The 22,893-nt window shown below is 59.9% G+C and carries 22 protein-coding genes; 7 read left to right on the top strand and 15 right to left on the bottom strand.

The genetic code is table 11. The annotated features are described in order from the left end of the window. Positions 1-144: DUF8831 family protein (locus AC2FNN_RS09155; protein WP_496758063.1), on the top strand; the 144-nt coding region annotated here is incomplete at its 5' end. On the opposite strand, the gene AC2FNN_RS09150 is transcribed toward AC2FNN_RS09155, so the two are convergent. Continuing rightward, on the bottom strand, positions 132-407 hold the full coding sequence (locus tag AC2FNN_RS09150; RefSeq protein WP_496758062.1) for a DUF167 domain-containing protein: 276 nt from the start codon (positions 405-407) through the stop codon (positions 132-134). The genes AC2FNN_RS09155 and AC2FNN_RS09150 overlap by 13 nt on opposite strands. Positions 408-542: 135 nt before the next feature. On the opposite strand from AC2FNN_RS09150, the gene AC2FNN_RS09145 reads away from it, so the two are divergent. Then, on the top strand, positions 543-1,121 hold the full coding sequence (locus tag AC2FNN_RS09145; RefSeq protein ID WP_496758060.1) for a nitroreductase family protein: 579 nt from the start codon (positions 543-545) through the stop codon (positions 1,119-1,121). Beyond that, on the top strand, positions 1,118-1,816 hold the full coding sequence (locus AC2FNN_RS09140; RefSeq protein WP_496758059.1) for an EI24 domain-containing protein: 699 nt from the start codon (positions 1,118-1,120) through the stop codon (positions 1,814-1,816). Before AC2FNN_RS09145 ends, AC2FNN_RS09140 begins: the two co-directional genes overlap by 4 nt. 6 nt (positions 1,817-1,822) lie before the next feature. Here AC2FNN_RS09140 and AC2FNN_RS09135 read toward each other — a convergent pair whose 3' ends face one another. Next, positions 1,823-2,095 carry a DUF1467 family protein gene (locus AC2FNN_RS09135; protein ID WP_117867937.1) on the bottom strand — a complete coding sequence of 91 codons (273 nt, stop codon included), beginning with the start codon at positions 2,093-2,095 and terminating at the stop codon, positions 1,823-1,825. 24 nt (positions 2,096-2,119) lie between these two features. Beyond that, positions 2,120-2,524 (bottom strand): methylmalonyl-CoA epimerase, encoded by a 405-nt coding sequence (gene mce, locus AC2FNN_RS09130; protein WP_170346086.1) that lies wholly within the window; start codon positions 2,522-2,524, stop codon positions 2,120-2,122. Positions 2,525-2,660: 136 nt separating this feature from the next. Between mce and AC2FNN_RS09125 the strand changes: the two genes are divergently transcribed. Further along, positions 2,661-3,380 carry a response regulator gene (locus AC2FNN_RS09125; RefSeq protein ID WP_496758058.1) on the top strand — a complete coding sequence of 240 codons (720 nt, stop codon included), beginning with the start codon at positions 2,661-2,663 and terminating at the stop codon, positions 3,378-3,380. Positions 3,381-3,553: 173 nt separating this feature from the next. Here AC2FNN_RS09125 and aspS read toward each other — a convergent pair whose 3' ends face one another. The 4 genes from aspS to AC2FNN_RS09105 form a co-directional block, all read right to left on the bottom strand. Further along, entirely contained in the window at positions 3,554-5,332 is a 1,779-nt protein-coding gene (gene aspS / locus AC2FNN_RS09120) for an aspartate--tRNA ligase (RefSeq protein WP_496758056.1), read from the bottom strand. Positions 5,333-5,409: 77 nt separating this feature from the next. Further along, positions 5,410-6,081: a CPBP family intramembrane glutamic endopeptidase gene (locus AC2FNN_RS09115; protein WP_496758055.1), complete on the bottom strand. Its 672-nt coding sequence runs from the start codon at positions 6,079-6,081 to the stop codon at positions 5,410-5,412. Further along, positions 6,078-6,725 (bottom strand): aminotransferase class IV family protein, encoded by a 648-nt coding sequence (locus AC2FNN_RS09110; protein WP_496758053.1) that lies wholly within the window; start codon positions 6,723-6,725, stop codon positions 6,078-6,080. The genes AC2FNN_RS09115 and AC2FNN_RS09110 overlap by 4 nt, the downstream gene beginning before the upstream one ends. Next, a complete protein-coding gene (locus tag AC2FNN_RS09105) occupies positions 6,680-7,807 on the bottom strand; it encodes an aminodeoxychorismate synthase component I (protein WP_496758051.1) in 1,128 nt (375 codons plus the stop codon). Before AC2FNN_RS09105 ends, AC2FNN_RS09110 begins: the two co-directional genes overlap by 46 nt. 177 nt (positions 7,808-7,984) lie before the next feature. Between AC2FNN_RS09105 and carB the strand changes: the two genes are divergently transcribed. Next, complete coding sequence (gene carB, locus AC2FNN_RS09100) at positions 7,985-11,338, top strand: carbamoyl-phosphate synthase large subunit (RefSeq protein WP_496758050.1); 3,354 nt, start codon at positions 7,985-7,987, stop codon at positions 11,336-11,338. Positions 11,339-11,563: 225 nt separating this feature from the next. Here carB and AC2FNN_RS09095 read toward each other — a convergent pair whose 3' ends face one another. Genes AC2FNN_RS09095 through AC2FNN_RS09085 form a run of 3 tightly spaced genes read right to left on the bottom strand, consistent with a single transcriptional unit; the run spans position 11,564 to position 16,118 of the window. Then, the gene (locus AC2FNN_RS09095) at positions 11,564-14,605 is read right to left on the bottom strand and encodes an efflux RND transporter permease subunit (RefSeq protein ID WP_496758049.1); all 3,042 of its coding nucleotides are present in this window, start codon (positions 14,603-14,605) and stop codon (positions 11,564-11,566) included. Between the two features lie 11 nt (positions 14,606-14,616). Further along, a complete protein-coding gene (locus AC2FNN_RS09090; protein ID WP_496758048.1) occupies positions 14,617-15,654 on the bottom strand; it encodes an efflux RND transporter periplasmic adaptor subunit in 1,038 nt (345 codons plus the stop codon). Further along, positions 15,651-16,118: a MarR family winged helix-turn-helix transcriptional regulator gene (locus AC2FNN_RS09085; protein ID WP_496758046.1), complete on the bottom strand. Its 468-nt coding sequence runs from the start codon at positions 16,116-16,118 to the stop codon at positions 15,651-15,653. The genes AC2FNN_RS09090 and AC2FNN_RS09085 overlap by 4 nt, the downstream gene beginning before the upstream one ends. 159 nt (positions 16,119-16,277) lie before the next feature. Here AC2FNN_RS09085 and AC2FNN_RS09080 point away from each other — a divergent pair, with 159 nt between their 5' ends. Next, positions 16,278-17,402, top strand: coding sequence for a beta-ketoacyl-ACP synthase III (locus AC2FNN_RS09080; protein ID WP_496758045.1), 1,125 nt, complete (start codon positions 16,278-16,280; stop codon positions 17,400-17,402). An 18-nt stretch (positions 17,403-17,420) separates the two neighbouring features. Here AC2FNN_RS09080 and AC2FNN_RS09075 read toward each other — a convergent pair whose 3' ends face one another. After that, complete coding sequence (locus AC2FNN_RS09075; protein ID WP_496758044.1) at positions 17,421-19,223, bottom strand: hypothetical protein; 1,803 nt, start codon at positions 19,221-19,223, stop codon at positions 17,421-17,423. Between the two features lie 166 nt (positions 19,224-19,389). Continuing rightward, complete coding sequence (locus tag AC2FNN_RS09070) at positions 19,390-19,851, bottom strand: hypothetical protein (protein WP_496758042.1); 462 nt, start codon at positions 19,849-19,851, stop codon at positions 19,390-19,392. Between the two features lie 354 nt (positions 19,852-20,205). Between AC2FNN_RS09070 and AC2FNN_RS09065 the strand changes: the two genes are divergently transcribed. Further along, positions 20,206-20,784, top strand: coding sequence for a thymidine kinase (locus AC2FNN_RS09065; protein WP_496758041.1), 579 nt, complete (start codon positions 20,206-20,208; stop codon positions 20,782-20,784). On the opposite strand, the gene AC2FNN_RS09060 is transcribed toward AC2FNN_RS09065, so the two are convergent. From AC2FNN_RS09060 to proC, 3 genes are read right to left on the bottom strand one after another with little or no spacing between them, the layout of a single operon-like run. Next, complete coding sequence (locus tag AC2FNN_RS09060) at positions 20,781-21,731, bottom strand: 2-hydroxyacid dehydrogenase (RefSeq protein WP_496758039.1); 951 nt, start codon at positions 21,729-21,731, stop codon at positions 20,781-20,783. The genes AC2FNN_RS09065 and AC2FNN_RS09060 overlap by 4 nt on opposite strands. Next, entirely contained in the window at positions 21,731-22,069 is a 339-nt protein-coding gene (locus AC2FNN_RS09055) for a tRNA-binding protein (RefSeq protein WP_496758037.1), read from the bottom strand. Before AC2FNN_RS09055 ends, AC2FNN_RS09060 begins: the two co-directional genes overlap by 1 nt. After that, entirely contained in the window at positions 22,062-22,877 is an 816-nt protein-coding gene (gene proC / locus AC2FNN_RS09050; RefSeq protein WP_496758035.1) for a pyrroline-5-carboxylate reductase, read from the bottom strand. The genes AC2FNN_RS09055 and proC overlap by 8 nt, the downstream gene beginning before the upstream one ends. Positions 22,878-22,893 lie beyond the last annotated feature (16 nt).

Here is a 22,893-nt window from a genome sequence, read left to right as displayed (position 1 = left end):
GTCACGCTGGAACAACTTGATCCCCGCACCGATCAAATACAGAAGATCACTTTGTCACCCGAGCAGGTGCGGGATCTGGCGGCCGCGCTGGATCTGCCCGAAGGTGTTTATCAAATTCGCGAAACCGGGCCTCAGGGGTCATAGGAAAACAGCTTGATCCGTGCGGTTTGCCCCTGCTTCAACGTCAGGGTCGAGGGCGCGACGCCCAGACATTCTGCAAGCAGCAACTGCACGGCCCTGTTGGCCTTGCCGTTTTCCGGCGGGGCCGTAACGAATACCTTGATCTGCCCGTCTTCGACGCTCACCCGATCGCGGGCCGCCTTGGGCATCACCTTCAGTTTGAACACGGCCCCGGCCTGCGCCATCGCGCTGAGATCCGGCAGATCGCGCAGTTTGGGTTTCGCCATTGTCTCCTCTTTTTTCTCAAAGTCTTGCACGAAGCACGTCGTAATGAAATTGATCCACACAATCCATTGGCGTGCCCTTGAAACGGGCAGAATGCCGACCAAGATACAGAGTCCCGATGTAAAGGAAGTTAACATATGTCCTTGAAAAACCCCGCCGCTCTGGAGTTTTTGCAGTCGCGCCGGTCCCGGCCGGCCAAGACACTGGTTGCTCCGGCCCCAACCCGGGAGGAATTGCTGCCATTGCTGACGGCCGCAGCACGCAGCCCCGATCACGGCAAACTGGAGCCCTGGCGGTTTATCGTTTTGGAAAAGGGCGTCATGCCACGTCTGGCGACCCTGACCGAGGCCTGCGGACAAAGGCTGAACAAAAGCCCGGAAGACATCGCCAAAGCGCGCAGCCAGTTCGATATGGGGCATCTGGCCGTCGCGGTCATCGAGGTTCGCAAACAATCCGAAAAGATTCCGGCGATCGAACAATCCTACTCTGCTGGCGCGGTCTGTCTGGCGCTGCTGAATGCTGCGCTGGCTGCGGGCTGGGGCGCCAATTGGCTGTCGGGCTGGCAAACACATGATCGCGAATTCTGTGTCGATGCTTTCGGGCTTGCCGAAAACGAACGCGTGGCCGGTCTGATTCATATCGCCACCGAGGGAACGACCCCGCCGGAACGCCCCCGGCCCGACGTGGCCGCGTTGACAGAGTGGGTTACGGAATGATCATCCTGAACGCCTTTTTCAGCGCACTTGGCCAGACCGGAGACCCCAGGTTTCGCGCCGTATTGCTGCGCGGCGTGGGCCTGACCATTCTGCTGCTGGTTCTGGCCTGTGCAGGTGCGATCTGGTTGATCAACTGGTTGTCCGGCAGCGAAATCTCACTGCCATTTGTGGGGGCTGTGCCGTGGCTGAACGACGTTCTGAACTATTCTGGTATCGTGCTCGTCCTGATCCTGCCCGTTTTTCTGATGGTGCCGGTCGCGTCGGCCATCACCTCGATCTTTCTGGACGAGGTGGCACAGGCGGTTGAGGACAAACATTTTCCCGCGTTGCCGCCCGCACGGCGCATCCCGGTCTCAGAGGCGCTTATGGACGGTCTCAGCTTCCTTGGCGTTCTGATTGTGGCAAACCTGCTGGCGCTGATCCTCTATGCGGTTTTCACCCCGCTTGCGCCTTTCATCTTCTGGGCGATGAACGGGTTCTTGCTGGGGCGTGAATATTTCACCCTTGCCGCGATGCGACGGATCGGACGCGACAGCGCGCGCAAGCTGCGGGCCAAACATTCAACGACGATCTGGGTGGCGGGCACACTGATGGCCATTCCGCTTTCAGTGCCGCTGGTGAACCTGGTGATCCCGATCATCGGGGCCGCCACATTCACCCATATCTATCATGCCTTGTCAGGCCAAAAGGCCTGACGGGGATTACCTTGGCTCCAACTGATTCAACCAGTCGAAATCCCGCACCGAGATCACGCCCGACAGGATGATCCCGGCGATGATCGCCCACAGAACCACAGAGATACCGGTGGTGATCCACATCTTTCTTTTCATGTGATGCACTTCCGGCGCGCCCGCATGCGTGCCGGGAACGATATCACCCAAATCGCCCTGGGTTTTGATGCGAATGGGCAGCACCACCAACAACGTCATGAACCAGATGACGGCGAACAACACCAGCGCGGCAGTAATGGTCATTTCAGGCCCTCCGGGGCTGGGGGGTTATACCTGCTCCAGCTCGACCAGGCAGCCGTTGAAATCCTTGGGGTGCAGAAACAGAACCGGTTTACCATGCGCACCGATCTTGGGTTCACCTGATCCCAGAACACGGGCTCCAGTTGCTTTCAGATGATCACGGGCCGCGATGATATCCTCGACCTCGTAACATACATGGTGGATGCCGCCGGCCGGGTTCTTTTCCAAAAACCCGTTGATCGGGCTGTCATCACCCAGCGGATACAGAAGTTCGATCTTGGTGTTGGGCAGTTCGATGAACACGACCGTGACACCATGATCCGGCTCGTCCTGCGGCGCGCCGACTTTGGCGCCCAGCGCGTTGCGGTATTGCTCGGACGCCGCCTCAAGATCCGGTACGGCGATGGCGACGTGGTTCAGACGTCCAATCATGTCTCACTCCTGCTGTCCTGCGTTGCATGGGTTATGGGGGCTGATCCGCCAAAGGACAAGTGCGCCAAATCGCGCGTTAACGTCGTGTTAGCCAGGAGTTCCTAGCGTGAAGCATCTGCTGCATAGGAGAGCTGCCATGGACGATTCGGGCCTACTTGCCACCACCACCGCCGCGCCCACCGCGACTCGACCCTTGCTGGGTCAGACAATATTGGTTGTCGAAGACAGCCGGTACGCTTGCGATGCCATCCGCCTGATGTGCCTGCACAGCGGCGCGCGCATTCGCCGTGCGGATTGCCTGAAATCGGCGCGAAGGCATCTACAGATCTATCGACCTTCGGTCATCCTGGTCGATATGGGTCTGCCGGACGGTTCCGGCGCCGACCTGATCGCCGAATTGGCCGAGGTCACGCCCCGTATCAGCGTCATCATGGGCCTTTCGGGCGATGACGGTAGCGAAGACATGGCTCTGGCGGCCGGCGCAGATGGGTTTTTGTCCAAGCCGCTAAAATCAATGTCACATTTTCAGAAATCCATTCTGGAACGCCTGCCAGAGGACCGGCGGCCCAGCGGGCTTCATGCCGTGCGCGATGAAATCATCCGCCCGGACCCTTTGGCCTATCAGGACGACATGGCCCATATCGCCGATGTCCTCGCAGGTCCCAACGATCACCGTACATTGGATTACGCCGCACAGTTCCTGCACGGCGTCGCGCGCGAGGCAAATGACAGGCCCTTGGCGGAGGCAGCGCGAAAGCTGGCATTGTCACGCGCAAACGGGATGCCGATCATGGCACAGGCGGCGCAGGTTGCCGGGATGGTGCAGAACCGACTGGAACAGCGAGAGGCGATTTGAAATGGTGACAGCGTATTTCATCACTGCAACCCTTTTGTGCATCTGGCTGTACCGCCAAACACGGCATGCCGCGCGTTCAATCCGCGTCAACCGAAACAATCTGAAAGACCCGCTGGACTGACACAGGCAGCCTGCGCGAAAAAAACCGCCCGCGACAAGCGGGCGGAGATTAATTACTGGTCCTGAGGGATAACGCGAAGACCCAACTCCATCAACTGATCCGAGGTCGGGTCCGAAGGTGCGTCCATCATCAGATCTTCGGCACGCTGGTTCATCGGGAACATCATGACCTCGCGGATGTTGGCCTCATCTGCCAGCAGCATCACGATCCGGTCGATACCAGCCGCGCATCCACCATGTGGCGGGGCGCCATAGTGAAAGGCATTGAACAGGGCACCAAAGCGGGATTTTACTTCATCCTCGCCATAGCCCGCCAGTTCAAAGGCCTTCAGCATGATTTCCGGCTTGTGGTTACGGATCGCGCCTGAAACCAGCTCGTATCCGTTGCACGCCAGATCATACTGATAACCGCGCACATCCAGCGGGTTGCCCTGCAACGCCTCCATACCGCCCTGCGGCATCGAGAACGGGTTGTGCTCAAAATCGATCACGCCGGTTTCCTCGTCCTGTTCATAGATCGGGAAATCGACGATCCAGGCAAAGGCAAAACGGTCTTTTTCGGTCAGGCCAAGCTCATCGCCGATCACGTCGCGCGCTTTACCCGCAACCTTTTCAAAGGCTTTCGGCTTGCCGCCCAGGAAGAACGCCGCATCACCGACGCCCAGACCCAGTTGCTGGCGGATCGCCTCGGTGCGCTCGGGGCCGATGTTCTTGGCCAGCGGTCCCGCAGCCTCCATCCCCTCACCCTGATCGCGCCAGAAGATATAGCCCATGCCCGGCAGGCCCTCTTTCTGGGCAAAGGCGTTCATGCGGTCACAGAACTTCCGGCTGCCACCGGTCGGCGCCGGGATAGCGCGGATTTCGGTGCCTTCCTGTTCAAGCAGCTTGGCGAAGATCGCGAAACCGGAACCGCGGAAATGCTCGGACACCACCTGCATCTTGATGGGGTTCCGCAGGTCGGGCTTGTCCGTGCCGTACCACAGCGCCGAATCCTTGTAGGAGATTTGCGGCCAGTCCTGATCGACCTTGCGGCCACCGCCGAACTCTTCGAACACGCCGGTCAGAACGGGCTGGATCGTGTCAAACACGTCCTGCTGTTCAACAAAGGACATCTCAAGATCAAGCTGGTAGAAATCGGTGGGCGAGCGGTCGGCGCGCGGGTCTTCGTCGCGGAAGCATGGTGCGATCTGGAAGTATTTGTCGAAACCCGACACCATGATCAGCTGTTTGAACTGCTGAGGTGCCTGTGGCAGCGCGTAGAATTTGCCCGGATGCAGGCGCGAAGGCACCAGAAAGTCGCGCGCGCCTTCGGGCGACGAGGCGGTGATGATCGGCGTCTGATACTCGCGGAACCCCTGATCCCACATCCGTTTGCGCATGGAGGCCACCACGTCCGAGCGCAGGGTCATGTTGCGCTGCATCGCCTCGCGACGCAGGTCCAGATAGCGATAGCGCAGGCGCGTTTCCTCGGGGTATTCCTGATCGCCGAAGACCATCAGCGGCAATTCGTCGGCGGCCCCCAGAACTTCCAGTTCGCGCACGTAAACTTCGATCTCGCCGGTGGGCAGTTTCGGGTTCACCAGGTCCGGGTCACGGGCTTTGACGGTGCCGTCGATGCGGATGCACCATTCGGACCGCACCTTTTCAAGCGCAGCAAAAGCGGCGCTGTCGCCATCGCACAGTATCTGGGTTACGCCGAAATGGTCGCGCAGGTCGATGAACAGCACGCCCCCATGATCTCGAACCCGATGCACCCAACCGGACAGGCGAACGGTTTCTCCAACATTGGCGGCGGTCAAGGCGGCGCAGGTGTGGCTGCGATAGGCGTGCATGGAATATCCCTTCGGGAGCAGAATTCGTCGCGCCGATACACCCTGTCAGCCCCGGAAAGTCAAGGCGGGTTGCCCCTTCAAAACGGCCTTTGCACATTGCCCGAGTAGAAATATACGCCCAGCCCCACCGCAAAAATGATATTGCCCGCAATCGCGTGCAGCAACACCGCATAGAAGAATGACCCACGCTGCCGGTAGGCCCATGTGAACAGCAGGCCGCCGGCGAATGTCATCAGTGCGACGATCCAGCTCCAGTACATCAGGTGCGCGAACGAGAATATGGCCGCGTTCAGCAGATAGGCCGCACGCCCATCCGGCAGGATCGCGTGATAGCGGCGAAAGAACAGAGGACGGAACAGCAGTTCTTGCGGCAGCGCTGACAAAGGTGGGTAGCCGACCCAGATGAAGGCCAGCATTTCGGGGCGGTGCACAAGCAGGTAGAACGCGGCATCCGGGCGCGTGATCTGAATCAGCCCAACACAAAAGGCAGCCACGATGGCAGAGAACAAAGCCACCTCGCGCAGGGTCCAGTTGGCCCAGTCATAACGAAGCTCGGCCCATTGAAACCCAGGCGTCCGGTGCAGCAGCACGATACCAAGCCCGGTCAATGCAAACAGCGCCGGGAACATCCAGTTCGGAGGGAAAAGAACAGCGATCAGCAACGGCAAGCCAATATAGAACAGGCCAAATTCCAGCCGCAGGCGCGTCAGCGGAACCGGCGGTCCGATCATCGTGCTGTTTTTTGTCACGCGTCTATCAGCTCCGCCTCGATCAATCCGCGCAGTGAATTTCCGATCCGCACAGTTTGCGCATTTTTCAGGTCGGTCAAGGTCAGCACGGCTTCGGTGACCGCTTTGTTTTCCAGCAGTTCTTCGCGCAGTATCCCCGGCAAGAGCCCACAGGACAAAGCGGGCGTCAGAATCCGGCCATCGGGCATTTCCAGAAACAGGTTCGTGATGGTGCCTTCACAAAGCTCATCCAGTTCATTCAAGAACAACAGTTCGTCCACCCCCTCGGGCAGCGCTGCGCGCGCATTATCATAGAGCGCACGGCGCGTGGTCTTGTGACGCAACCAAAGGTCATTCGAAGCCAGGCGATGATCTGACAGAGCGACGCGCCAGATCCTGGGATTGTCCACCAGTTCGCCGGTCGACAGATCAACCGAGCCCGACACATCCAGCGTAAGGCGGCATCGCAGCGGAGTGTCGCAAGCCGCGCTGTTCAGCCGGGCGGTCGCTTCATCGGGGTTGAAAGGAATCTCGAACACCCGCGCAGTACGGGCCATTCGTGCAAGATGGCGGTCCAGCCTGACAAAGCCCTGATCCGGGCGGAAGGCCAGTGTTTCGATCAGGCTGAAATCAGGTTCAGCTGGCGGGCGAAGCGGGCTTTCCATAACGCCTCCTCATACTCTGACGCGGCGGTGCTGTCCCAAACGACACCGCCGCCTACGTTCAGAGTGGCCTGATCATCCTCAAGCATCAAGGTGCGGATGGCCACGTTGAACTCGGACCGACCATCAGGCGCGGCCCAGCCAATCGTCCCGCAATAGATGTCGCGCGCCCATGGCTCCAGTTCCGCCAGAATTTCCATCGCGCGGATCTTGGGGGCTCCGGTGATCGACCCGCAGGGAAACAGTGCCGTCAGTATTTCACCCAACCCCACGCATTTGTGCAGCTGCGCCCGCACCAGCGAGACCATCTGATGCACGGTGGCATAGGTTTCCACCCGGAACAGGTCGGGCACATGAACGGATCCGGGCAGCGCGACGCGGCTGATGTCGTTGCGCAGCAAATCAACAATCATCAGGTTCTCGGCCCGGTTCTTTTCGTCCGCGCTCAGAAAAGCCCGGCGGCGCGCATCCTCATCGGGGTCTTCACTGCGCGGTTGCGTTCCCTTCATCGGCCGGGTTTCGATCCGCCCACCCTCATCCGTGCGGAAAAACAGTTCGGGCGACCGGCTGAGCAGATCAGGCAGCCCATCCTGCTGCACCAGTGCTCCGTGGCCCACTGGCTGCCCCGCCGCCAGCGCGGCATAGAGCGTTTCGCTGTTGCCCGAAACGGTCAGGTCAATCGGAAAGGTCAGGTTGGCCTGATAGATGTCGCCGGCACCGATGGCGTCATGCACGGCCCTGAAGGACTTGCCGTAGCGCGCTTCATCCCAGCGCGGCCGGAATGCGCCCACCTCACCCGCAGGCGAAGGAAGAGCGACCCGATCCGGCGCATCATAAACCCCAAAGCACAACAAAGGCAGACGGCGTTCTTCCGGCAAAAGACCATTAAGCCGGGGCTCGAGCGCAAAGCCCAGCTCGTAACTGGCATACCCTGCCAGCCAGGCACCACCTGCGCGCGCCGCGTCCAGCGCCGCCAGAGCCTGGGGCACGTCCTCCGCCACATCCGCACGGATCACCTGAGACGGACGCTGAAACCGGGTTCCTCGCCCGGCCGGTCCCTGATCGAAACGAATACGCACTTGCATCCTCATTTGCCGTGAGGGGCCATATAGAGAATACTCTGCCGAGTGAAAGAGGGGAAAGCGGCAATTTCGCCCCTGTTTCCGATACCTCTTGCACCTTTTTGCGCGGTCCCTATAACGCAGGACAATTTGGGCGCTGGGGCGGTGCCCTGACTCGCGGACAATCGAAGGAACAAGGCCATGCCGAGAAGAACCGACATCCAGTCGATCATGATCATTGGGGCGGGCCCCATTGTTATCGGTCAGGCCTGTGAATTCGACTATTCCGGCGCCCAGGCCTGCAAGGCCCTACGGGAAGAAGGATACCGGGTCATTCTGGTGAACTCGAACCCGGCGACGATCATGACCGACCCCGGCCTGGCCGACGCCACCTATATCGAGCCGATCACACCCGAAGTGGTCGCCAAGATCATCGAGAAAGAACGCCCCGACGCGCTGTTGCCCACCATGGGCGGGCAAACCGGTCTGAACACCTCGCTCGCGCTGGAAGAGATGGGAGTGTTGGACAAGTTCGGTGTCGAGATGATCGGTGCCAAACGCGACGCCATCGAGATGGCCGAGGACCGAAAATTGTTCCGCGAGGCGATGGACCGGCTGGGGCTGGAAAACCCTAAAGCTACCATCGTGACCGCCCCCAAGAAGGCCGACGGCTCTGCCGATCTGGACGCAGGTGTGCAGATCGCTCTGGACGAGTTGGAGGAAATCGGCCTGCCAGCCATCATCCGCCCCGCCTTTACGCTTGGCGGCACCGGTGGGGGTGTGGCCTACAACCGTGAGGATTATATCCATTTCTGCCGCTCGGGCATGGATGCCTCGCCCGTCAACCAGATCCTCGTCGATGAAAGCCTGCTGGGCTGGAAAGAATACGAGATGGAAGTGGTGCGCGACACTGCCGACAACGCCATCATCGTCTGTTCCATCGAAAACGTCGATCCAATGGGCGTGCACACGGGTGACTCGATCACGGTGGCCCCTGCCCTGACGCTGACCGACAAGGAATACCAGATCATGCGCAACGGCTCGATCGCCGTGCTGCGCGAGATCGGGGTGGAAACCGGTGGCTCGAACGTGCAATGGGCGATCAACCCCGATGATGGCCGCATGGTTGTGATCGAAATGAACCCGCGCGTGTCGCGTTCATCGGCGCTGGCCTCGAAAGCGACGGGTTTCCCGATTGCCAAAATTGCCGCGAAACTGGCCGTTGGTTACACGCTGGACGAGTTGGACAACGACATCACCAAGGTCACGCCTGCGTCGTTCGAACCTACCATCGACTATGTCGTCACCAAGATCCCGAAATTCGCGTTTGAGAAGTTCCCCGGCTCTGAACCCTATCTGACCACTGCAATGAAGTCGGTGGGTGAGGCGATGTCCATCGGCCGCACCATCCACGAATCCATGCAGAAGGCGCTGGCCTCGATGGAATCCGGCCTGACCGGGTTTGATGAGATCGAAATTCCGGGGCTGAGCATCGGCCTGTGGGATGAGGTCGAAAGCAGCGATGACAAAGCGCATGTCATCAAAGCGATCAGCAAGCAGACCCCCGACCGCCTGCGCACCATCGCCCAAGCCATGCGTCATGGCCTGAGCGACGATGAAATCTTCGGCGTCACCAAGTTTGACCCCTGGTTCCTGGCCCGCATCCGCGAGATCATCGAAGCCGAGCGCACCGTGCGCAAGGACGGTCTGCCAGTGACCGAAGAAGGCATCCGCAAGCTCAAGATGCTGGGCTTCACCGATGCGCGTCTGGGCAACCTGTCAGGCCGCAGCGAAGATAACGTGCGCCGCGCCCGCCACAATCTGGGCGTCACCGCGGTCTTCAAACGCATTGATACCTGCGCCGCCGAGTTCGAAGCGCAGACACCCTATATGTACTCGACTTACGAAGCCCCGATGATGGGAGATGTCGAATGCGAGGCACGCCCAAGCGACCGCAAGAAGGTCGTTATTCTTGGTGGTGGCCCGAACCGGATCGGTCAGGGGATCGAGTTCGATTATTGCTGCTGCCACGCCTGCTATGCGCTAACCGAGGCCGGGTACGAGACCATCATGGTCAATTGCAACCCCGAGACGGTCTCGACCGACTACGACACCTCGGACCGTCTGTATTTTGAGCCGCTGACCTTTGAACACGTCATGGAAATCCTGACGAAGGAACAGGAAAACGGCACGCTGCACGGCGTGATCGTTCAGTTCGGTGGGCAAACTCCGTTGAAGCTGGCCAACGCGCTTGAGGCCGAGGGCATTCCGATTCTGGGTACCACACCGGACGCAATTGATCTGGCCGAAGACCGTGAACGGTTCCAGGCGCTGGTCAATGAACTGGGCCTGAAACAGCCCAGAAACGGTATTGCCTCGACCGATGAAAAGGCGCTGGAGATTGCCGAAGAGATCGGTTTCCCGCTGGTCATTCGCCCCTCCTACGTTCTGGGCGGGCGTGCGATGGAAATCGTGCGCGATATGGATCAGCTGCGACGCTATATCAACGAGGCCGTTGTGGTCTCGGGCGACAGCCCCGTTCTGCTGGACAGCTATCTGGCAGGCGCGGTCGAGCTGGACGTGGACGCGCTGTGTGACGGAACCGACGTGCATGTGGCAGGCATCATGCAGCATATCGAAGAGGCCGGCGTGCATTCGGGCGATAGCGCCTGTTCGCTGCCGCCCTATTCGCTGTCGAAAGAGATCATCGCGCAGATCAAGGATCAGGCGTTCAAACTGGCCAAGGCGCTGAACGTTGTCGGCCTGATGAATGTCCAGTTCGCGATCAAGGATGACGAGATCTACCTGATCGAGGTCAACCCGCGCGCCTCGCGTACTGTGCCGTTCGTGGCAAAGGCCACCGACAGCGCGATTGCCTCCATTGCCGCGCGCGTCATGGCAGGCGAAAAGCTGGCAAGCTTCCCGCAGCGCCCGCCCTACAAGACCGTGGACGACACCAAGATCGCCGATCAGATGACGCTGGCCGACCCGGACATGCCATGGTTCTCGGTGAAAGAGGCCGTCCTGCCCTTTGCCCGTTTCCCGGGCGTCGATACTATCCTGGGCCCGGAAATGCGCTCGACCGGCGAGGTCATGGGTTGGGACCGCGATTTCCCGCGCGCCTTCCTCAAGGCGCAGATGGGCGCGGGCATGGTGCTGCCGACTTCGGGCCGGGCCTTCATTTCGATCAAGGATGCCGACAAGGGCGCAGCGATGCTCGAGGCTGCACAGGTTCTGGTCGAACAAGGCTTCACGCTGGTCGCCACCCGCGGCACCCAAAGCTGGCTGGCGGAACAGGGTGTGCCATGCGACGTGGTCAACAAGGTCTATGAGGGCCGGCCGGACGTGGTCGACATGCTGAAAGACGGTCAGGTTCAACTGCTGATGAACACCACCGAAGGCGCGCAGGCGGTCGAGGACAGCAAGGCCATCCGGTCCATCGCGCTTTATGACAAGATCCCGTATTACACCACGGCCGCTGCAAGCCATGCTGCCGCTCTGGCGATCAAGGCGCAGGCCGAAGGGGATGTCGAGGTGAAATCCCTTCAGGGATAGCCCGCCTGAGCCACAATTGGCTCATCAATGAACGAAAAGATGCGCGCCCGTTGACCTGAACTCAACGGGCGCGCATTTCGTTCAGGCATAAGGAGAATGAAACAATGCGCACATTTCTGGTTCTCGCAATCTTCACTGCACTGGCGGCCTGTGACGTGCCGTTTGTTCCTTTGATCTAACCTGATTGGACCCAGCTTTTCAGCTGGACCCAAAAGAGGCCCGTGTTCAGACTGCCTGCGCCTCGCGTTTTTCATCGCGCGCAAAGAAGAGCAGGTAGAACACCGGTGCCGCGACCATTGTCAGGACGGTCGCAAAAGCCAGACCGCCCATGATCGTCACCGCCATCGAGACGAAGAACGCATCCGTCAGCAGCGGCGCCATGCCCAGAATGGTCGTGATCGCAGCCAGCATCACTGGACGCAAACGCGAGACCGAGGCTTCGACGATTGCCTCGCGCAGGGGTTTGCCGGTAGCGCGGACAAGGTCGATCTCTTCCACCAGAACGATGCCATTCTTGATCAGCATGCCCGACAGGCTGAGCAGGCCCAGAAGTGCCGTAAAGGTAAAGGGCAGCCCTGTTCCCAACAGGCCGATCACCACGCCGTTCACGGACATCGGCACCAGCAGCCAGATGATGATCGGCTGGCGGATCGCGTTGAACAGCAGGACCGAGATCAGCACCATGATCAGCAGGCTCAGCGGCAATTGCTTGCCCAGGCTTGCCTGCGCGTCGCGCGAGTTTTCGAACTCACCCCCCCACTCCATCTTGTAGCCCGATGGCAGTTCGATGGCCTCGATGGCGTCCCGTACTTCGGCGTGTACCTGAGCCGCCGTCAGGTCGGGCGGGATGTCCGCGCCGACGGTGATGGTCAGAACCCGATCACGACGGTGAACCAGCGTATTGAGAGATTTGTACTCGAATCCATCGACCATCTGTTCGATTGGTACAAACTTTTCCGACTGGTCCGAATACACCACCTGATCGACAATCGAGTAATCCCCGTCCGCAGGTCGGCGCAGGATAATCGGGATCAGGCGGTCGCGCTCGCGGAACACACCACCCGTGATGCCGTCGGTCGAGAATTGCAGGGTGGCGGCGATATCTTCGCGCGTGACACCCGCTGTCTGCGCCCGTTCGGTGGCATAGATCGGTTGCAGCGCCAGTTCCTGTTCGCGCCAGTCATGATGAACCAGCAGCGCGTTGGGCGACGCCGCCGCCATGCGCTGCACCGCCTCGTCCGCAAGTTGTCGCAGAACCACAGGATCGCTGCCCGAGAAGCGGGCCTGAATCGGATCGCCGCCGCCGGGGCCAAAGACCAGGCGCTTGGTTCCGAACTCTCCTTCGGGGAACTGGACCGACCCGAACGCTTCCAGATCCGCTTGCAGGGCCGGGATGTCATCCAGACTTTCCGTGCGGATGATCATGTGACCATAGCTCGGGTTCGGTTTTTCCGCCGAATAGGTCAGCATGAACCGGGTAGCCCCCTGACCGACGAATGTCGTAACCGAAACCACGTCATCGCGTTGGGTCAGCCAATCTTCGAATTCCGCCATGTCCTGAGCCGTGCGCGCAATCGGTGTGCCCTGCGGCAGCTTGTAGTGCACAAAGAACAAAGGCGTGTTGGAGTTCGGGAAGAACTGCTGTTTCATCAGCCCAAACCCGGCATAGCACACCACGGTTACGCCGACGAGACCAACAACAACCAGCCAGCGGAAGCGGAGCGCAAAGCGCAGGATCGCGCCATATGTGCGGAACAGGAGGCCGCCGTAAGCGTCGATCTCGCCTGCTTTGCCCTGTTTGAAGAAGTAATGCCCCAAAAGCGGCGTGACAGTGATCGCCAAAACCCAGCTGAGCAACAGTGAAATGCCGATCACGGCGAACAGAGAGAACAGGAATTCTCCGGTTGCGTCAGGGCTGAGGCCAATGCCCGCAAAAGCCATGATGCCAATCACGGTGGCCCCCAGCAGGGGGACCTGGGTTTTTGACGCCACATCCTCGGCCGCATCGCGCGAGGACTGGCCGCGCAGCATGGATATCTGCATCCCTTCGGCCACAACGATGGCGTTGTCCACCAGCATCCCCATGGCGATGATCAGGGCACCCAATGAGATACGCTCCATCTCGATTGAGAAGAGCGACATGAACAGAAGCGTGCCGACCACGGTCAGCAACAGGGTCGAGCCAACGACAATGGCCGCGCGCCAGCCCATGAAGATGCCCAGCACGGCGACCACGATGGCCACCGACATGGCAAGATTCACGAGAAAGTCGTTCGAGGCCTGCTCGACCACCACATGTTGCTGATAGATCGGCAGGATTTCGACACCGAAGGGAATGCTTGTGTTCAACTCCGCGAATTTGGCGTCAGCGCGTTTACCAACCTCGACAATGTTTTCGGTGGCCAGACCCGCGATGCCCAAGGTGAAGGCCTCGGTCCCGTTGTAGCGGATCATGATGTCCGGATCGTTCTGACGGGCGCGATAGACATCGGACATGTCAAAGAGGTTGATCACCTGCCCTTGTGAACCAACAGACAGGCCCGCAATGGCCGACACGCTGTCTGACCCTTCGGCCGTCAGAATGGTGGTGCGGTCGTTATCAGAGCGTAAGGACCCTGAGGAATTGACCGAATCCGCATTGGCGATGGCCTGGTTGATCGCTTGCAGCGGGACATTCTGGTTCACCGAGATTGCCAGATCGGGTTCGACAAATATCGCCTCGTCCGGCAGGCCCTGAACCTCGACATCCGCAACGCCGTCCACGGTCAGCAGTTCGCGACGCAGAAACGTTGCCAGTTCATGCTTTTCGGCGTCCGAGAACCCTTGGGCGGTCACCGCATAGAACAGGCCGAACACATCACCGAACCCGTCATTCACATAGGGTTGGCTGACACCGGACGGAAGCCCGCGGGCAGCATCGCGCACCTTGGCCCGCAGGCGGGTCCAGATGGCTGGCAGTTCGGTTCCGTCGTAAGTCGACTTGATCTCTACTTCGATCAACGATTGACCGGGCTGGTTGACCGAGGTGATGACATCCACCTCGCCCATCTGCTGGATTGCGGATTCAAGGGGTTCGGACACTTCAAGCGCCACCTGTTCCGCCGTGGCACCGGGATATTGCGTGGCGATGACCGCGTTCTTGATGGTGAAAGCCGGGTCTTCCAAGCGACCAAGCGACGTGAAGCCCCAGATGCCACCAAAAAGGGCAATGAGGATGATCAGCCATGTGTAAAGCGGCCGGTCGATTGAGGCGCGGGCGATGTTCATCTGTCTGCCCCTCAGTTCGCGAAGCCGGTGAACCGGCGCACGGGCTGACCGTCTGTCAACACAGCGCCGCCAGCCACAACGACCTCATCCCCGTCAGACAGGCCCGTCAGCACCCGGACATCGCCGGTTTGCGTGGGCTCGATGGTCACCGGGACGCGGCGCACGGAGCCCTCATCCGCCCCGGCCGGGGAAAACACCATGACGTTCAGCGCTCCATTTGCGTCGGCGACTACGGCGGTTGCTGGCACGATGATTCCTGTGCGGTTGTCCTGCACCTGAACGTTGACGGTAACGGACGAGCCGGGAAAAATTTGTAGCCCCTTTGGCGGGGTCAGGCCGAATTGGATGCGGAAAGTTTGGCCGACGCTGGAGGTTTCCGCGTCGAATTCACGGATTTCCAGCGGGAAAACTTCGTCACTGACCGGGAATTTCGCGGTGATGAAGAAGTCGTCATTCTGGCCGGAGCGTTGAAACAGGATCTCGGGCACATCGACCACGATGCGCAATTCGGACATGTCGTGAATGCGGACAATGGGCGTGCCTGCCGAGACGGTCGTAAACGCCTCGACCGAGCGGCTGGAGACCAGCGCGTCAAAGGGCGCGGTCAGCGTGGCGTGTTCCAGTTCATATTCCGCGTCGCGCAGAGCGATTGCGGCCAGTTGCGCCTCGGTCTCGGCATCGTCTACGGCCACCTGGCTGGCGGTTGTTCCGCGCAGGCGCGACAGGCGGGCGACGGTGCGGTCGGCCTGTTCCTTTTGCAGCCGTGCCCGATCAAGGCGCAGCTCGAACGGTTCCTGATCCAGTCGGGCAATCAGGCCGTCCTTGGGAATCACGAAGCCTTCGTTGATGGGCATCTCGACAATCTGGCCCGCAACCTGAAAGGCAAGATCAACGGTCTGGCGCGCGGCGACGCGGCCAAAGAACTGCCGCGTGAAACCGGGCGCGGTTTCGCGCACCTGCATGAGTTTCACCGGTTTCGGGGTCTCTTGAGCGGCAATCGGGGTTGCCAGAATGGCCAGTACAAGGCCCAGAGAGGTCAGGAGTTTCATTTCTTCAGTCCCTCGGGAATTCCCGTTTTCAAAACGTTGTCACGGATTTTGCGCGCCAGTCGCGCGAATTCGGCAGTTTCTTGTTCGTTGAGGCCCGAGGCCCTGTGAAACAGGTCTCCGGCGGCGGCCACCAGCATGTTGCGGGCTTCTTCACCACGCTCGGTCAGCACCAGCAACCAAGCGCGGCGGTCTTCGGGGTCACGTTCGCGCGTGAGATAGCCAGCTTTTTCCAGCGAATCCGCGGTGGCGGTGATTGTTGACGGTACGCTCAGCATATCCGCAGCCAGAACCCCCATGCGTTTCGGCTGATCCAGCTTGATCAGCATGTGGCATTCCGGTTGGCTCAGGTCGGTTTCGATACAGTCGAAGGTCTCTTCCAGTTTCCAGTACAGGGCATACACCCCCATGATCGCCTGAATCTCGGGGCTGAGGCGGCCCAGTCTGGCACTGATATCGTCGGGCATCGGGGATCTCCGTGCGATTGGAGGGGTCATATACTTCAGTTTATGAATTATTCAAGATATGAAGTTGCGGCTTTGCGCGCATTCCCTTGGGTCAACATACCTTGATCAAATCACACCGTGACTGCATTTTGGGCAAATCCGAAACATTCAGGGCCCGCCATGTATACCCCCGCCATCACCGGTACCGGTGTCTTCACGCCGGAGAACGTCATCACCAACGCAGAGCTTGTCGAAGCGTTCAACGCCTATGCTGACAAACAGAACGCGAAGAATGCCGAAGCCATCGCCGCCGGACAGATGGAGGCGATGCAGCATTCATCGGAAGAATTCATCGTCAAGGCATCGGGGATCGAAAACCGTTACGTGATGGACAAGGCCGGAGTGCTGAACCCGGACGTGATGCACCCGACGCTGCGCCAGCGCAGCGATGACGAGCCCGGGATCATGACCGAGATGGCAGTGGATGCCTGCAGGAAGGCGCTGGCGCAGGCGGGGCGTACGGCGGCGGATGTCGATCTGGTGATCTGCGCGGCCTCGAACCATGAACGCGCCTATCCGGCGATTGCAATCGAGATTCAGCAGGAACTGGGCATCGACGGGTTTGGCTTTGACATGAATGTCGCCTGTTCTTCGGCCACGTTCGGCATTCAGGCGGCGGCGGATATGGTGCGGTCCGGGTCGGTGCGCGCGGCGTTGGTGGTGAACCCTGAAATCTGCTCGGGCCATCTGGAATGGCGCGACCGGGATTGTCACTTTATCTTTGGCGATGTGGCAACGGCAACGCTGATCGAGCGGATCGAAGACGCACAAGGGCCGCATTTCGAAATCCTGTCAACCCGTTGTGCCACCGCCTTTTCCAACAATATCCGCAACAACAACGGGTTCCTGCGCCGGTCGCGCCCCGATGGCGTGATTGACCGCCGCGACATGCAGTTCATGCAGAACGGCCGGAAGGTATTCAAGGAAGTGTTGCCGATGGTCAGCAAGCATATCAGCGACCATATGCAGGCCGAAGGGGTCAGCAATACCGACCTCAAACGCCTGTGGCTGCATCAGGCCAACAAGACGATGAACGACTTCATCGGCAAGAAAGTTCTGGGCCGCGAACCCGATGCGGGCGAGCAACCCAACATCCTTCAGGATTATGCGAACACGTCTTCTGCGGGGTCGATCATCGCGTTTTCGAAGTATTCCGACGACTTGCAGGAAGGTGATCTTGGCCTGATCTGTTCCTTCGGCGCCGGGTATTCGGTCGGATCGGTGATCGTGAAGCGCCACGCCTGACGGTTGATCTTGTCTGTCCTAGCCTGCCCCAGTCACTTGGAAGACCTGAAAGGCCGCACCTTCCGTACCTTGTAACCGCCTGAGATAGGCCGGGATTTCACCCGCAATCAATTGCGACTGCAAACCACGGCCCTGTGACGCCCAGGACCAGAAATCGGCGCGCGGTGCGGACGTGCAGAGCATGACGTAATCCACGTCCAGCTCGGTCAGACGTGATCCGATCTGAGCGGCGTCCGATCGGAACAGTTCGATCTGCGCCAGAATTCCAGCCTGATTCCGGTGATAATTGCCCGCCAATACGGAATGGTCGGTATGGCGCAGCACGTTTGCGGCAAAGTCGAAATCAACAAGAACTCTGCTGGCTGGCAGATCATGCAGGGCCGCATAGGCTTTGGGCGTTTTGCAGGATGCCCCCGGATTTTGCTGTGACTGTCGGGCCGGCATCGCGGATGCGGCAAAGGACGGCCCGGCAATACGCCCCAACTGCTCATCGATGCTGGTGCCGGTTTTCGGCGAGATGCAGAGGATGAAAGCAACCATCGCAAGCCCTGACAACGCGCGGCGACTGCTTGCATAAGAGGTGTACAGGACACGCAGGATCTGCGCCTGGACAGCCACCAGCGAAACACCCAGGAATGTCATCATTCTGGACTGATAGAGGAACACCACCAGGCCGGTCACGATCAGGGCCAAAAACAGGGCGTATTCCAGTCTGAAGGGCGATCTGACTGCAACGATCAGGGCGGCTGCCATGCAGAGGATCGACATCGCGATCAGGGCCAGCGCTTCGCCCCGGTGCCGTTGCAGAGTGACGTTGATTTTCTGGGCTTCCGCAACCTGGCTCAGCCAATAGTCTCGCATGTCCTGAGGCAAGGCTTCGATCGGATTGCTGAGACAATGCGGGGCGAAACCGTAAGCGCAGGCCAATGTCACCACGCCAATTGCAAAACATGCGCCGATGCGGCCCCAAAGTGACCAGCCGGACCCGATCCAGGCCACAATGCAAAGCCCTGCCGCCGCAACGCTCGCCGGCAACGCCACGCTGAGAGTCAGGGCGTCACAGCTTGGAAACAGAAAGGCCTCGTGTCCCGTTGTTGCAAGGCTGGTCAGTACAAGCGTCATGGCCAGCCCGATACTGAATGCCATGGTCCGGCGACGGGTCGGTTCACCGTTGATGATCCAGTCAATGGCAAAAAACACGGCGACAAGTGCGATCTGCAATATCGATTCGGTGCCTATCGACACCGAAAGCGCGAGGCAGGCACCCAGCAGCCATCCGGCATATGGTTTGTCCCTGCGCAACGCAAACAGCATCAGGGCCGTGGCGAACAGAAGAATCTGAGCATTGTGGTGATCAAACGAAAAATAGTCGAACTTCTTGGAGTGTTCGAGCGCCAGAACACCCACAACCAGCGCCGAAACAGCGCCTTCCCGCGCGCCCAAAACGCTGCCCGTCACCGCAAAGGCCCACAAGGCCAGGCCCGCCAAAAGTGAGGGCCAGACGAATGCTGTCACCTGAAGGGCCATATCGGGCGGCAAAACCAAACCGAATGTTCCGTAGAGCAGGGCAATCGGCGCGTCGATCAGTCGGGACCAATGCATCAATGTACCGCCCTCGGGGCCCAGCCGATACTGATGGCTGTCGAACCAGCCCTGCCCCTGCAACAGATCCTGCACGACCACCCAGCGCATCACGTCGTCAGAGCCTTCCTGATGACCGCTCAGGGCCATCAGAACCAGAAGTACCGCATAGGCGCATACAAAAAATCGCAGAACCACCCGGTCTGCGAAAATGTTGTATGTTCCCTGCGATTTCTGCATGGTTCTCTGCCCTTGACGATCTTGCCCGCGACGGACCTTACAGGACTGACGTGACTGAATTGAGGCAACAGGCACAGTCAGCGTTTCTGTCTTTTCGAGCATGAAAACAGGTAGGCCGCACAGGCGAAAACTGGCCGGTCATGGGCGCAACGGTTCCCGACCCCGGCTAGCTGACGCTTTCTTCTTCCAGATGCAGCTTCATCTCGATCAGAACCTGTTGCAGCAAACTGGTTTCCTTCAACAGCCGTTTGGCTTCGTTGACGGTGATGATGCCATCTTCGATTGCGGCCTGATATTCGGTCATCAACATCGCAAACCGCTGGCTGAGCGCGATGACATCCGAATTCACACCGCCTGTGCGTGACGCCTCGGTGTTGCGTTCGCTGTAGGACAGGGTGATGTTCTTCAGATCCGCCAGCGCGGATGTCACATGCGGATAAGTTGCTGCGTTTTCAAGCCGGGCCACCGCATCCACTGGCATGAACCTGTCCGCGTGTTCGGCGTTGTCCGAGTAATACCGGCCCAGAGTCGCCTTGGATTTTCCTGTAATTTCACAGGCAGCTTCGATTCCAACATCCTTGACCAGCGCTTCTGTGTGTTTTTTCAGATAGGCCCCGATATCTGCCATTGTTTTACCTTTGTTACCTGCAAACGCCTGCCCGATGTCCAAACGGGGGAAAGCGTGGGTAAATTTCCCATAACCAAGTCATAATTGAAATGTCATACATTGGCTATCCCTCAGATATGCGGGGGATTTTGTGAGTGAGTGGCGGCAGTTCAAGCCGGTAATGAGTGATTGCAGGGTGATATTGTTAAACCTTGCTGCGTTTTGGCCACATGTTGGCCGACGGCGTCGCTGTTGCAGATGTGGGGGTTCCATCCCCTAGAGCGTAGCTCGGCCTCTGCGAACGCAACGGCGACGTCGCTCCATCAAAAAGATTGGTATCTTGTTCCTTTTCCCCAAGCGTTTTAGACCCGCGTCATGGCAAAGCTGTATTTCAACTATTCAACCATGAACGCGGGGAAATCGACCGTGTTGCTGCAAGCCTCGCACAACTACCGCGAGCGTGGGATGCAGACATACCTGATGACCGCCGCCATTGACGGGCGGGCGGGTGCGGGGCGGATCGCATCACGCATCGGTATCTCGGAGGAGGCCGATACCTTCACGCCCGGCGACGATGTCTTCGCGATGATCCGGTGCCGGCTGGACAAAGGTTCCGTGGCCTGCGTTTTCATTGATGAGGCCCAATTCCTGTCCGAAGCGCAGGTCTGGCAGTTGGCCCGGGCCGTCGACGATCTGGACGTACCGGTGCTGGCCTACGGGCTGCGGGTGGATTTTCAGGGCAAGCTGTTTCCCGGTTCCGCCACCCTGCTGGCCCTTGCCGACGAAATGCGCGAAGTGCGCACGATCTGTGAATGCGGCCGCAAGGCCACGATGGTGATTCGTCGCGACGAGACCGGCAAGGCCATCACCGAAGGGGCGCAGGTGCAGATCGGTGGCAACGAGACCTATGTCTCGCTCTGCCGCAAACACTGGCGTGAGGCGGTCGGCGACTAGACCGGGTTGGGCAGCGCCCTGCCCGCGACAAAGGCCGCCACGTTTTCCAGCGCCATGTGCCCCATGCTGCTGCGCACCTCTTCGGTGGCGGTGCCCAGATGGGGCAGCAGGGTGACGTTTTCCATTTCGCACAGGGCTTGCGGTACTTTGGGTTCGAATTCGTAGACGTCCAGCCCCGCCCCCGCGATCTGACCGGTTTGCAGCGCCGTGATCAGCGCGGCCTCGTCCACCACCTCGCCACGGGCGATGTTGATAAGAATAGCCGAGGGGTTCATCGCCTCAAGAACCTGCGCATTGATCAGGTGGCGGGTTTCCGCACCACCGGGAACCGCAAGCACAAGGAAATCGACCGAGGCGGCGAGTGTTTCAATGTCAGGTGTGAATTCTGCCGGGAAATCCAGATCTTTTGGATTGCGGGATTGATAGGCCACCTGCATGGCAAACCCGAAATGACAGCGGCGCGCGATGGCCTGCCCGATGCGGCCCATACCGACGATGCCCACGCGCTTGCCGGTCACGTGATGGCCCAGCATCTGCGTCGGGTGCCAGCCCTGCCACTGACCCGACCGCACCAGCCGCTCACCCTCACCGGCGCGCCGGGCTGTGGTCAGCAGCAGGGTCATGGCGATATCAGCCGTGGCATCGGTGACGGCGCCGGGGGTATTGGTTACGTCAATCCCGGCCGCGCGTGCCGCATCCACGTCGATATGGTTGAAGCCAACACCGAAATTGGCCAGCAGCTTGCAGCGCGGCGGACCGGCTTCTGCAAAAACCTGCGCCGAAAACTGATCACCCAGCGTCGGGACGACCACGTCGTAATCGGCCAGAGCGGCCAGCATCTCCTGCCGTGACATGGGCAGGGTGTTTTCCCGGATGGTCACATCGAAATCGGCGCGGGCGCGCGATTCGACTGCCGGAGTCATCGGGCGCGTGATCAGCAGTTTCATCAGTGCATCCGCCCGCCGGTTGGTACCTTGCCGTCAGGGCCGATCAAAACGATCTCGCCGTTGTCATCGGGCAGACCCAGCACCAGAACCTCGGACATGAACTTGCCGATCTGGCGTGGAGGGAAGTTGACGACGGCCATGACCTGTTTGCCGAGCAGAGTGGACGGATCGTAATGCGCGGTGATCTGGGCCGAGGTCTTGCGCTCGCCGATCTCGTTGCCAAAGTCGATCCACATCTTGATCGCAGGTTTGCGGGCCTCGGGATAGGGCTCGGCGCGGATCACTTCGCCCACCCGAATATCGACCTTGAGAAAGTCGTCGAACGAAATTTCACTCACGCGAGAGCTCCTTGGATCGGTCGGTTGCGGCCTTGACGGCACGGTGCAGCAGGTCGGGAAAGCCGGTTTCCTGATGCATCAGCACCTCAAGCGCGGCCTGGGTCGTACCGTTCGGCGACGTTACATTGATCCGCAGTTGAGACGGATCCTCGTCAGCGGCCATCGCCAGTGCGCCGGCCCCGGCCACCGTCGATTTGGCCAGTTTCATCGCAAGATCATGCGGCAGGCCCTGCGCCTCGCCGGCTTTGGCAAGCGTTTCAATCAGATGGAACACATAGGCCGGGCCGGATCCGCTGAGGCCGGTGACGGCGTCCATCTGTGCCTCATCCTCAAGGCGAACGGTCTGGCCCACTGCCGCCAACAGGTTTTCGGCCTGTTCCATATCGGTCTCGGAGGCGTATGCGTTGCCGATCAGTGCCGTGATGCCCTGACGGATGGCGGCGGGTGTATTGGGCATGGCGCGAATGATCGGCGTATCGCCGCCCAGAACGGATTCGAAGGTGGCAATCGAGGTGCCAGCCGCAACCGAAATGAACAGGCTGGACCCTCCGCCCAGCGCCTGAATGGCGGGCAAGGCCTCGCCCATCATCTGCGGCTTGACCGCGACCAACACCACGGCGGGGGCTTCGGGCAAGGGTGTGTTGATGTTGACGCCCTGCGCCTTCAGCCAGTCGGACGGCTGCGGATCGATCACCCAAACGGACGCTGGCGGGAGGCCGTGTTCCAGCCATCCCGCCAGCATTGCGGACCCCATCTTTCCGCACCCCAGAAGCACAAGCCCCTGTTCGGCCACACGCGTCATGTCCATTTGCCCCTCCCGCTTT

It is taken from the genome of Ruegeria sp. BHSA118 (assembly GCF_059613405.1).
This window is presented reverse-complemented; position numbering and strand designations above follow the sequence as displayed.

Bases quoted from the DNA above. Each gene is read 5' to 3' on its own strand.
- AC2FNN_RS09085 (WP_496758046.1), bottom strand. From the start codon at position 16,118: ATGCCCGACGATATCAGTGCCAGACTGGGCCGCCTCAGCCCCGAGATT.
- AC2FNN_RS09080 (WP_496758045.1), top strand. From the start codon at position 16,278: ATGTATACCCCCGCCATCACCGGTACCGGTGTCTTCACGCCGGAGAAC.
- aspS (WP_496758056.1), bottom strand. From the start codon at position 5,332: ATGCACGCCTATCGCAGCCACACCTGCGCCGCCTTGACCGCCGCCAAT.
- AC2FNN_RS09070 (WP_496758042.1), bottom strand. From the start codon at position 19,851: ATGGCAGATATCGGGGCCTATCTGAAAAAACACACAGAAGCGCTGGTC.
- AC2FNN_RS09140 (WP_496758059.1), top strand. From the start codon at position 1,118: ATGATCATCCTGAACGCCTTTTTCAGCGCACTTGGCCAGACCGGAGAC.
- carB (WP_496758050.1), top strand. From the start codon at position 7,985: ATGCCGAGAAGAACCGACATCCAGTCGATCATGATCATTGGGGCGGGC.
- AC2FNN_RS09145 (WP_496758060.1), top strand. From the start codon at position 543: ATGTCCTTGAAAAACCCCGCCGCTCTGGAGTTTTTGCAGTCGCGCCGG.
- AC2FNN_RS09125 (WP_496758058.1), top strand. From the start codon at position 2,661: ATGGACGATTCGGGCCTACTTGCCACCACCACCGCCGCGCCCACCGCG.
- AC2FNN_RS09065 (WP_496758041.1), top strand. From the start codon at position 20,206: ATGGCAAAGCTGTATTTCAACTATTCAACCATGAACGCGGGGAAATCG.
- AC2FNN_RS09135 (WP_117867937.1), bottom strand. From the start codon at position 2,095: ATGACCATTACTGCCGCGCTGGTGTTGTTCGCCGTCATCTGGTTCATG.
- AC2FNN_RS09150 (WP_496758062.1), bottom strand. From the start codon at position 407: ATGGCGAAACCCAAACTGCGCGATCTGCCGGATCTCAGCGCGATGGCG.
- AC2FNN_RS09095 (WP_496758049.1), bottom strand. From the start codon at position 14,605: ATGAACATCGCCCGCGCCTCAATCGACCGGCCGCTTTACACATGGCTG.
- AC2FNN_RS09075 (WP_496758044.1), bottom strand. From the start codon at position 19,223: ATGCAGAAATCGCAGGGAACATACAACATTTTCGCAGACCGGGTGGTT.
- AC2FNN_RS09090 (WP_496758048.1), bottom strand. From the start codon at position 15,654: ATGAAACTCCTGACCTCTCTGGGCCTTGTACTGGCCATTCTGGCAACC.
- AC2FNN_RS09110 (WP_496758053.1), bottom strand. From the start codon at position 6,725: ATGGAAAGCCCGCTTCGCCCGCCAGCTGAACCTGATTTCAGCCTGATC.
- AC2FNN_RS09060 (WP_496758039.1), bottom strand. From the start codon at position 21,731: ATGAAACTGCTGATCACGCGCCCGATGACTCCGGCAGTCGAATCGCGC.
- proC (WP_496758035.1), bottom strand. From the start codon at position 22,877: ATGGACATGACGCGTGTGGCCGAACAGGGGCTTGTGCTTCTGGGGTGC.
- mce (WP_170346086.1), bottom strand. From the start codon at position 2,524: ATGATTGGACGTCTGAACCACGTCGCCATCGCCGTACCGGATCTTGAG.
- AC2FNN_RS09105 (WP_496758051.1), bottom strand. From the start codon at position 7,807: ATGCAAGTGCGTATTCGTTTCGATCAGGGACCGGCCGGGCGAGGAACC.